Genomic DNA, 8,707 nt, shown 5'->3' on the forward strand with positions numbered 1-8,707 from the left:
CATCGCCCGGGATGCCCGCGCTCCGCCTCTGGCGGGACTGGTTAGACAGCATCTGTCCCGCAGGTGGACTTTCCCGAGCACCGCATCGCGGATTATTATGACGTCACGTCTTGCCGAGGCTCGTGACCGGGAGCGGGCGAAATGGGTTTATGCGTCAGACTTCTTGGGACGTTCCAGGCGGAATTCGGGGGCGAGGATCTCCACATCGCGTCGAAACGCGGCCGGGCGATGCTCGCCGTCCTCGCTCTTTCGCCCGGTCGGCGGATATCCCGCCAGGGCGCTGCGGCCCTGCTGTGGCCGGATCGCGACGAGCCGCAGGCACGGGCGTCGCTTCGTCAGGAACTTTCCTCCCTCAGAAAGGCGCTGGGTCCTGCCGAAACGACCATTCGCGCAGACACCGAGACAATCACCATGGATGGCGGGGTTGATCTCGACGTCTGGTCGGTCATGGCTGATCGAATCCCGTGCGGCGAGGCCCTGGACCTATTTAGGGGCGAGATACTCGACGGCATCGATCTTCCGCTGGAACCCTTCGAGGAATGGCTTGCGGACCAGCGGCGGGTCTTCCGGGGACGGCTCGTCGGGCTTGCCGAACAAAACATCAGGCAGCAACTGGATCGGGGCGATCTTGCTGCCGCGGAAGAATGCGCCGGCAAGCTCCTGCAGATCGACACTTGCAACGAAATCGCGGTCGCGGCGCGGATGCGGAACGCCCTGGCGAACGGACGGCGGCTCCACGGACTCTCGCTCTTCGATGATTTTGCCGCGCGGCTCGACGCCGAATTCCAGGCGAAGCCGGGGCCGGAACTGACGCGGCTGCGCGAGGAAATCGCCGGCGCAAAGTCGGCGGGCGCCGGTCCAACGCCCAATACCTCCGAAGCGACCCTGTTCGACCGGCCATCGGTTCTGGTCATGGGTTTCGACTGCCTGAGCGCCAGCGCGGACGACCGCATGCTCGCGATCGGTCTGGTCGACGAAATGCGGATGACGCTCAGTTACTGGCGTTGGTTTCCGGTTATCGGACCGGAGGCCATCGGCTGGAAATCGGTTCGCGAGGCCGACATCCGCAGCGCGGCGCGGGAAGTCGCGGCGTCCTATGCGGTCTGCGGCAGCCTGCGCCATTACGGTGACACGGCCCGGATAACGGTGACTCTTGCGGACGCCACCACCGGAGAGTCGCTCTGGTCGCAGAATTTCGACGGCGAGATAAAGGACATTTTCGATTTCCAGGAGGTCGTAAGCCGGTCCATCGTCGCTCAGTTGGAACCTCAGATCGCCCGTGCGGAAGCGGAACGGATCGCCCGCAAGCCCCCTGTCAATCTCGCTGCCTGGCACCTCGTCACGGAGGCTGACGAACTGGAGCGGCTCGGCGGAGGCGGCTACGGAACGCCCGAGGGAAATGCCGCCCAGTTGCGCCTGCTGGAACGGGCGACAGGTTTGGAGCCGGGATACGCCCGCGCATGGACGCGCATCGCGAAGGTCCACTGGCGGTTCTTTCTGATGGGCTGGGACGCGGACCGCGACGGGCGCGGCCTGAAATCGGAGGAAGCCTCGAAGCGGGCGATCGCGCTCGATCCGAACGATTGGGAGGCCCATTCCTACCAGGCGCTCATACAGGTGTTCGGACACAGGGATTACCGCGCCGGGGAATACCACAGCGGCGAGGCGGTCAGGCTTAATCCCTCGGCCGCCCTTGCCCGCCACGCCGCCGGGTGCACCCTGGAATGGCTGGGCAGACCGGAGGAAGCGCTCCGGCATCTCGAACTCGTGTTCCGGCTCAACCCGGACCCGCCGCACAAGGGTGCGGTGCTGGGCGATCTGTCCACCTGCTACATGCTCTCCGGCCGGCTGGACGAGGCGGTCGAGGCGGCCCGGCGGCTGATGGCCGCCGCGCCGGACTATTCGCGCGGGTTGCAACGGTGCATCGCCACCTTCGGCCTTGCCGGGCGCGGCGATCTCGCCGCCGAAGCGTTGGCCCGGCTGCGCAAACTGCAGCCGGACTTTTCGGAAGACTATGTGCGGTCCACCTATCCGTTCCGCCGCGGAGACGATTTCGCGACCTTCATGGACGGGCTCAGGCGCGCGGGCTGCTGGGCCTGACCGTCAATCGTATTTCTTCGGCGCGAACTGCCGCAGGAACGCTTCGTCCTGCTGCTTCTTCGTCAAGCCGACGTCCCGCAGCCGCTCGCGCGTCAATTCCTTGAAATGGACATAGGCGGCGAAGGCGGCATTTGCGTCGCGCAACCATCTGAACGGCAGCGACACGACGGCGGGATCGATAGCGGGCGGGGAAATGGCGGTGTGGGCCTTTCGGATCGCATCGGTGGTCATGGCGTTTCTCCTGTGCTGCTCAAGCACAGGATGCTCTCTCCCCGTGAAAGCGCCGCCAAAATCGCGTTAGCGGTTGCCGCCATGCGCGTTATAAATGCGTCAAAACGCAAGAATCGGGCTATGGGGACACAGCCTCGGCCGGCGTTAACTGCCTCACCGCGCCGCCTCACCTTCAAAACTCGGCAGCGTGGCGTAGTGTAGGGCCGAACCGGGGCAGAAGCCGCCACGACTGATTGCTGAACCCCTGCCGATGGTGCCGTCCATACGGTGCCGCTGATAAAACGGAACTCTTCGATGCCCACCCTGCCCCGCGCCGTCTATCCGCTGCTCGCCGGCTCCGCCCTGCTCATGTTCGCCGGCGGCGTCAACGGCCTCATCCTGCCGGTGCGCGGCAGCGAGGAAGGGTTTTCGTCGTTCGCGCTCGGCCTGCTCGGCACCGGCTGGGCCGGCGGCTACATCCTCGGCTGCCTGGTGATGCCGCGCACGGTCGGGCGCGTCGGCCACATCCGCGCCTTTTCGGCGATGACGTCGCTTGCCGTGGTGTCGGTGCTGGCGTCGCTGCTGATCATCGACCCGTGGGCGTGGGTGCCGCTGCGCGGCGTCGCCGGCTTCGCCTTCGCGGGCGCGGCGATGATCGTCGAAAGCTGGCTCAACGAGCGCTCCGATGCCGGCAGCCGCGGCCGCGTGTTCGGCCTCTACACGATGATCAATCTGGCGGCGACGACGCTCGGCCAGATGGCGCTGACCTTCGGCGACACCTCGACCTACCTGTTCTTCGTGCTCGCCGCGATCTTCTATTCGCTGGCGCTGCTGCCGAGCGGGCTTTACGCCAGCCATGCGCCGAACCCGCTCGTCGGGGCCAAGCTCGACCTGCCGACCCTGTGGCGCAACTCCCCGATCGCGGTGGCCGCCGTCGTGCTGATCGGCGTGTCGAACAGCGCCTTCGGCACGCTCGGCGCGGTCTATGCCGACCGCATCGACCTGGACATCGGGACCATCGCGCTGTTCATGAGCATCTCGATCCTGGCCGGTGCCGGGGCGCAGGTGCCGATCGGCTATTTCTCCGACCGGATGGACCGCCGCATCGTGCTGGTCGCGATCACCGCCACCGCGCTGGTGGTGGACATCTTCCTGGTCCTCGTGCAGCCGGCCTCGGTTCCCGTCGTGCTCGCCGCCTCGGCGGTTTTCGGCGCGTGCATCTTCTCGATGTACCCGGTCGTGGTGGCGCACGCCAACGACCACGCCCCGGACAATTACTTCCTGCGCACCTCGGGCGGGCTGCTGCTGCTGTTCGGCATCGGATCGGTCGCCGGGCCGCTGCTCGCCGGCGTCATCATGTCGTTCGCGGGGCCGGCCGGCCTGTTCGTCACCACGGCTCTCGCGCACGCGGCGCTGATCGTCTACGCGCTGCTGCGCATCCGTACCCGCGCCGCGCCGACCGAAAAGACCGAATTCGTCGCCGCCCAGCCGGGGCGGATGTCGACCCTGGAGACCGCATCGCTCGACCCGCGCGCCGAGGAGGACGAGATCGAGCTCGAGCGCCTCGACGCCGGAGAATAGACCGCCTGCGCGGACCTGTCGCCTGACCGTCACGGCGCGCCGCAACCCTTGCAGCCGGCGCGCACCCGGCGCACAACACTGACGTGCGCAACAGAGGCTTTCCATGTCCGACACATTTCTTTCCCACCTGACCGAAACGCTTGCGGAGATCGAGGCTGACGGGCTCTATAAGCGCGAGCGCGAGATCGTCTCGCCGCAGGCCGGCCATATCCGCATCCGCTCCGATGGGAGCGCGCGGGAGGTCATTAATTTGTGCGCCAACAACTATCTCGGCCTCGCCGACGATGAACGGCTTGTCGAAGCAGCGAAGAAGTCCCTCGACAAGGACGGCTTCGGGATGGCCTCGGTGCGCTTCATCTGCGGCACGCGGGCCTCGCACCGCGAGCTGGAACAGGCGCTCGCCGCGTTCCTCGGCAAGGACGATTCGATCCTCTTCGCCGCCTGCTTCGACGCCAATGGCGGCCTGTTCGAGCCGCTGCTCGGCCCCGACGACGCGGTTGTATCCGACTCCCTCAACCACGCCTCGATCATCGACGGCATTCGCCTCTGCAAGGCGAAGCGCTACCGCTACGCCAATTCCGACATGGACGATCTCGAAACCCAGCTCAAGGCGGCAAAAGCCGATGGCGCGCGGCACATCATGATCGCCACCGACGGCGTGTTCTCCATGGACGGCTATCTCGCGAAACTGCCGGAGATCACGGCGCTTGCCGAGAAATACGACGCGATCGTGATGGTCGACGATTGCCACGCCACCGGCTTCATGGGGCCTGAGGGCCGCGGCACGCCGCATCATCACGGCGTGGCCGACAAGGTCGCGATCCTCACCGGCACGCTCGGCAAGGCGCTGGGCGGGGCGATCGGCGGCTATGTCGCGGGGCCTCAAGCCGTGATCGACATGCTGCGCCAGCGCGCCCGGCCCTATCTCTTCTCCAACGCCCTGCCCCCGATGGTGGTCGCCGCCGGGCTGGAAGTCCTGAGAATCGTAGAGGCCGGAGACGATCTGCGCGCGAAGCTGTTCGACAACGCGAAATACTGGCGCGTGGGCCTGGAAGAGGCCGGCTTCACGCTGCTGCCCGGCGAGCACCCGATCGTGCCCGTCATGCTCGGAGACGCCCGGCTGGCGCAGGATTTCGCAGCCGGCCTCGACGCGCGCGGCGTCTATGTCTCCGGCTTCTTCTTCCCGGTCGTCCCGAAGGGCAAGGCCCGCATCCGCACGCAGATGAATGCCGCGCTGACCCGCGACGATCTCGACACCGCGCTCGACGCGTTCAAGGCGGTCGGCCGCGAATTGGGAGTCATTTGAATGAGTTCGAACGGAACCATGAAGGCGCTTGTGAAGGCCGAGACCGCCCCGGGGCTGTCGCTGATGGATGTCGACGTGCCGGAAATCGGCCCCAACGACATCCTGATCAGGATCAGGAAGACCGGCATTTGCGGCACCGACATGCACATCTGGAACTGGGATGAGTGGGCGCAGAAAACGATCCCCGTGCCGATGGTCGTCGGCCATGAATATGCCGGCGAGATCGTCGAGATCGGCTCCCATGTCGAGGATCTGAGGATCGGCCAGCGGGTTTCCGGCGAGGGTCATGTGGTCGGCCACCGCTCTCGCGCGGCCCGCGCCGGCAAGTTCCACCTCGATCCGGAGACCAAGGGCATCGGCGTCCACATCCCCGGCGCGTTCGCCGAATATCTGAAGCTCCCCGCCTTCAACGCCGTGCCCCTGCCCGACGACATCGACGACGAGCTCGGCGCGATTCTCGATCCGTTCGGCAACGCCGTCCACACGGCGCTCACCTACCCGCTGGTCGGCGAGGACGTGCTGGTCACCGGCGCCGGGCCGATCGGCATCATGGCGGCGATGGTTGCCCGCCACGCCGGGGCGCGCCATGTCGTGCTGACGGATATCAACCAGGATCGCCTCGACCTCGCCGGCCGCATCGCCGACATCACCCCAGTCAACACCGCGAAGGAAGACCTGATGGAGGTCCGCGCCCGCCTCGGCATGCGCGAGGGCTTCGATGTCGGCATGGAGATGAGCGGCGCCGCCCCCGCCTTCGCGCAGATGATCGAGCAGATGATCATGGGCGGTAAGATCGCTGTGCTCGGCATTCCGGCAAAGCCGATTCCGACCGACTGGACTGCGATCGTCTTCAAGGCGCTTGTCATCACCGGCATCTACGGGCGCGAGATGTTCGAGACCTGGTACAAGGAGATCGCGATGATCCAGTCGGGGCTGGACCTGCGCGCGATCATCACCGACCGGCTGCCGGTGACGGACTACAAAAAAGGCTTCGAGCGCATGGGCGAAGGAAGCTGCGGGAAAGTGGTGCTGGACTGGGGGTGAGGCGTTGGAACGCCCTCCCTTCTCCCCTTGCGGGAGATTGAAGGCCGTATTGCGAAAGCCAACGATTTGGCTTTCGCCGGCCGGAAGGTTTTCGTCCGTTCCGTCAACGGGCGAAAACGGATGAGGGGTTCTCCTGGCGCCAGTCCTGTCGCAGCGCTGGATCACTGGCGCAAGCGATGATGTTGCGTAGGCGCTGCAACCAAACATAGCTCGTCATCCTCGGGCTTGCCCCGAGGATGACGGAGTGTGGGTTATGGTCCTTTGCACAGCTTCGAGGCCGCCGAACAGCTCGGCCCACCCCTCCGTCATCTTCCCCCATTCGACTCCGGATTCTCGCGCCCAACCTAACTCGCCCCGGCCTCCCCGCCCTGCCCCAGGTCCACGGCAATCGAACCGGCATGGTCCTCGTCGAGGCAGCGCGTCTCGATCTGCAGGGTGGAGAAGAAGAAGCCGTATTTGTCGCGCAGCAGCGCGTGCGCCTCCTCGAGGATCTCGTGGCTGTCGCGCCCGCCCTCCCCGACGCGCATATGCGCGCTGAACACGTATTTTCCCGCCGTCAGCGCCCAGCCATGGGCGTGGTGGATGTCGCGGACGCCGTCGATGGCGGCGAGATCTGCGGCGATGCCCGGCAGGCTGATGTCGCCGGGCGTCCCGTCCATCAGCAGGTGGCCGGCGTCGCGCAGAATCCCCCAGCTCGCCCATAGCAGCACGAAGCCGAAGGCGATGCCGAGCAGCGGGTCGATGGCGAGGAATCCGGTGAACCGGATGACCAGGGCCGCGATGACAATGATGATGCTGCCGACAAAGGTCTGGATGATGTGCCAGTAGGCCCCGCGCACGTTGAGGTCGGTCTTCTGCTGCTGGAACAGCAGGTAAAGCGCGACGAATTCGGTCACGAAGCCCCCGGCGGCCGCCAACAGCATCGGCGTCGTCGGCAGGTCGACGGGCTCGCCGAGCCGCATCGCGCCCATGACGATCACCAGCACGGCCATCACGAGCAGGAAGGCGCCGTTGACCAGCGCGCCGATGATTTCGGCCCGGTACCAGCCGAAGGACAGTTTTTCGCTTGCCGGCAGCCGTGCCAGCCGCGCGGCGGCGATGGCGACGAGTACGCCGCCGACCGCCGAAAAGGTATGAAAGGCGTCCGAGAGCACCGCGATGGAGCCGGTCCAGAGCCCGATCCCCAGTTCGATCAGGAAGTAGATCCCCGTCAGCCAGCCGGAAATCGTCAGCGCCCGGCCCGACGACGGCAGATGCCCGGAATGGCCCTGCATGTTCATTCCGGTTTCGTGTTCCATGCTCATGGCGGATGCGCCTCCGATCGCGCGACGGTCCGTGCCGAACCATCCGGGCGGACATTACGTCCCGGACGTTATTTCTTCCAGTCACCGGAAGGTCAAGAAACGTTCACACGTCTGGTTTCGTCGATAAATTTTCTAAACACATTCCTTCAACCCATTGTTTTCGTTCGTTATTCGCATTTTTTCATCCGATTTTTATCGACACTTTCGCAGCTTCCGGCATCATTCCTCCGAGTTTGACGGAAAGGAGATCCGATGGACTGGGAAGGGGCGATCGCGCAAAACCGCGCCGATCTGGAGCGCATCGTCGCGGCGCTGTTCGCGCTGGCCGGGCTGATCGGCGTGACGGCTGTCGCCACCCTGCCGCGCAGCGTCCATGGCCAGATCCTGATCGTGCTCAGGCCCGCCGAATCCGCCGTCCGCCGCCTCATCGTCACCGCCGCAAGGCACGTCTTCTTCCAGCCCCGCACGCGCGAGCCCGATGCCGGGCCGGCCGTGAGCCAGGCCGAGATCATCGCCCAGGCACGGCGTGCACGGGAAAAAGGACGGCTGATGGAAGCGCAGGCCACCCGCATCGTCTATCACCGGATCGATCTCGGCCTCGCCACCTCTGCGCCGCCAGGGGCCCGCCAGCAACGACGCGAAGCGGAGGCGCTTAAGAATGGGACAGACGACTCGGCCCGCCAGCGACGAGCTTCAAGCGAGGAGCTTAAGGGCGGGACAGAAAACCCGGCCCATTCCGTGAAGCCCGACATGCCATCATTCCAGTTGTTCGACCCGCTGAAGCGGTTCGACTTTTCCCCTGCCCGCCCCGGCCCGCGGGGCGTGCCGCGCATCGTCAATTTCTTCGACGGCGATCCGCAGCCCGTTCCGGTGAGGCCGGCGCCGACCCCCGACGACCCGGTCAGCGCGGTGCAGCTCTGCCGCCGGCTGCAGGCGCTGAAGGCCGCGCTCGACGACATTCCGGGCCAGGCCCAACGCCTTGCCCGCTGGAAGGCGCGACACGACCGCGCGCGGGACAACGGCCGGCCGGTCAGGCCAAGGCGCATCGACCCGCTGAGGTCCGGCTGGCCGCCCGGCCACCGCAAGCGCCACGTCCACGACATCGACGAGGTGCTCGTCGAATGCAACTGGCTGGCGCACTACGCGCGGGAAAAGACCGCCG

Annotated in this window: 7 protein-coding genes; 5 read left to right on the forward strand and 2 right to left on the reverse strand. The window is 66.1% G+C overall.

All coding sequences use genetic code 11. The annotated features are described in order from the left end of the window. The first annotated feature begins 141 nt into the window (after window positions 1-141). The gene (locus LC298_RS06675; protein WP_131567910.1) at window positions 142-2,100 is read left to right on the forward strand and encodes a BTAD domain-containing putative transcriptional regulator; all 1,959 of its coding nucleotides are present in this window, start codon (window positions 142-144) and stop codon (window positions 2,098-2,100) included. Between the two features lie 3 nt (window positions 2,101-2,103). Here the strand turns inward: LC298_RS06675 and LC298_RS06680 are convergent, their stop codons facing one another. Beyond that, window positions 2,104-2,331: a hypothetical protein gene (locus tag LC298_RS06680; protein WP_131567908.1), complete on the reverse strand. Its 228-nt coding sequence runs from the start codon at window positions 2,329-2,331 to the stop codon at window positions 2,104-2,106. Window positions 2,332-2,625: 294 nt separating this feature from the next. On the opposite strand from LC298_RS06680, the gene LC298_RS06685 reads away from it, so the two are divergent. From LC298_RS06685 to tdh, 3 genes are all read left to right on the forward strand, one after another. Then, entirely contained in the window at window positions 2,626-3,891 is a 1,266-nt protein-coding gene (locus tag LC298_RS06685) for an MFS transporter (protein WP_131567906.1), read from the forward strand. A 103-nt stretch (window positions 3,892-3,994) separates the two neighbouring features. After that, window positions 3,995-5,197, forward strand: a complete 1,203-nt coding sequence (locus LC298_RS06690) for a glycine C-acetyltransferase (protein ID WP_131567904.1) — start codon at window positions 3,995-3,997, stop codon at window positions 5,195-5,197. Window positions 5,198-5,215: 18 nt separating this feature from the next. Further along, window positions 5,216-6,241, forward strand: a complete 1,026-nt coding sequence (tdh, locus tag LC298_RS06695; RefSeq protein ID WP_131568785.1) for an L-threonine 3-dehydrogenase — start codon at window positions 5,216-5,218, stop codon at window positions 6,239-6,241. A gap of 344 nt (window positions 6,242-6,585) precedes the next feature. Here the strand turns inward: tdh and LC298_RS06700 are convergent, their stop codons facing one another. Further along, window positions 6,586-7,545 (reverse strand): cation diffusion facilitator family transporter, encoded by a 960-nt coding sequence (locus LC298_RS06700; RefSeq protein ID WP_223385568.1) that lies wholly within the window; start codon window positions 7,543-7,545, stop codon window positions 6,586-6,588. A 252-nt stretch (window positions 7,546-7,797) separates the two neighbouring features. Between LC298_RS06700 and LC298_RS06705 the strand changes: the two genes are divergently transcribed. Continuing rightward, window positions 7,798-8,707, forward strand: a 910-nt coding sequence (locus LC298_RS06705) for a hypothetical protein (RefSeq protein WP_223385569.1), incomplete at its 3' end; no start/stop codon positions are given.

This window comes from Oricola cellulosilytica, assembly GCF_019966575.1.
Lineage (GTDB): Bacteria > Pseudomonadota > Alphaproteobacteria > Rhizobiales > Rhizobiaceae > Oricola > Oricola cellulosilytica.